This is a genomic window from Streptomyces atriruber (genome assembly GCF_001418325.1).
Taxonomy (GTDB): Bacteria; Actinomycetota; Actinomycetes; order Streptomycetales; family Streptomycetaceae; genus Streptomyces; species Streptomyces atriruber.
Map to the genome: position 1 here is coordinate 1 of NZ_LIPN01000692.1, position 1,719 is coordinate 1,719.

Annotated in this window: 1 protein-coding gene and 1 pseudogene; both read right to left on the reverse strand. The window is 74.4% G+C overall.

The features are described from left to right. Positions 1-474 (reverse strand): annotated as a pseudogene (locus AOK03_RS40120) (SWIM zinc finger family protein); the annotation flags it as partial. Next, the coding region (locus tag AOK03_RS40125) for a vWA domain-containing protein (protein ID WP_157869241.1) at positions 471-1,719 on the reverse strand (1,249 nt) is incomplete at its 5' end. The gene AOK03_RS40125 and the pseudogene AOK03_RS40120, both read right to left, overlap by 4 nt.

The following is a 1,719-nucleotide window of genomic DNA, read 5'->3' on the forward strand; positions in this document are numbered from 1 at the left end:
TATGAGAGACAGGATGAGGGGTGGGTGGCTCGGATCGGGCCCACGGGCTGGTGCTGGAACCGGTGCTGCAACCGCTGCTGGTACCGGTGTTGTGGGTGTGTCAGAGCTGTCGGCCGACAGCTCGGTGCCCCCGCTCTCCCCGGACAGCGGCTCCTCCGCCAGCGGCGCCCGCAGCAGCACCGCCGCCCTGTGCAGGCAGGCCGGAGCGAGCAGGCAGGTGCAGGTCACGTCGTCCGCGGTGGTGACGGTGCCGTCCGGGGCGGCGAGGGTCACCGACGTCTCGTCGTTCACCCGGACGACCGCACGGATCACGGTGCCTTCGCCGTTCTCCGTGGCGTCGATCTGCCAGGCCGCCGCCTTGGTCACTGCTCCGTCGACGCGTTTGCGCAGCCGTGCGGGCAGCGGTTCGAGTGCGGTGGCGGCCACTTCGGCGGTCACCGGCGGCAGCACGGTGTGCGTGGACTGTCCGGTCATCGCGTCGTTCCTCCCATGCGTTCGCCGACCCAGCGGGCCAGTTCCAGCGGGCTCAGCGCCGCGAGGGGCATGCCCGCGGCCACCAACTGCCCCGCCACGCCGGTCGAGTAGCGGGGGAGCCCGGCGTCGTCCAGCGAGGCGCAGCCCAGGACGTGGCAGCCCGCGTCGACCAGGGCCCGCACCTCGGACAGGAGCGGCCCGACCGGGCCTCCCTCCTCGAAGTCGCTGATCAGCACCACCAGCGTGCGGGACGGCACGGTCACGAGGGTGCGGGCGTGACGCAGCCCGCGAGCGATGCTGGTGCCGCCGCCGACCCGCACTTCGAGGAGCAGCGCGAGCGGATCCGCCACCTGGTCGGTGAGGTCGAGCACCTCCGTGGAGAAGGCGACGAAGTGCGTGCTGAGCGCGGGCACTCCGGCGAGCACGGACGCGGTGAGCGCCGACCAGATCGTCGACGCCTCCATCGACCCGGACACGTCCACGACCAGTACGAGCCGCCAGTCCGCCGCCTGCCGCGCCCTGGTGCGGAACACCGGCCGCTCGGGCAGCACCGTCACCGTGCCCGTGACCGGATCACGGCGCGCGGTCGCCAGGTTGGCCCGCAGCGTGCGCGCGAGGTCCAGCGGTCCGCCCGGCCGCGAGGTGGGCCGGGGATGCGCGAAGCCCGTGACCGCCGGACGCAGCCGCGTGGCCAGGGCCTCGGTGAGCTCCTTCACCAGCCGTGCCACCAGAGGGCGCAGCCGGGCGAGTTGGCTCTCCGGCATACCACCCGCGTACGACAGGACGGTGCGCAGCAGCTCCACCGAAGGGCGTGCCGTCGCGGGGTCGAGTTCCACGGCGGCGTCGATGCGTCCTGCGTCGGCCGCCGCGGCCAGCACTTCTTCCCGCACCCCCGGCCCGAACAGCGCGGCCAGCTCCTCCGACCAGCTGCGCACATCGGGGTACGAGGCCTCGCTGCCGCCTCCGGATCCGCTGCCGGGGCCGTCCTCACCGCGGGAGCCTTCCCCGCGCCCGCTTCCGTACAGCTCGTCCAGCGCGGTGGCGACGCGCCCCGCCCGCCCGCCGAGCCCCCGCGACCTGCCGAGAAGGAGCCGCCAGCGCTCGTGGGCGCCGAGGGCGAAGGCGGGGACCGAGGCGGAGGAGTCCCGCCCGGACCCCGGCACCGGATCCGCCCCGGAACCCGCCACCACCCCAGCTTCCGCTCCCGAGCCCGTCCCCACCGGGCTCTCCGACACACAACCCTCC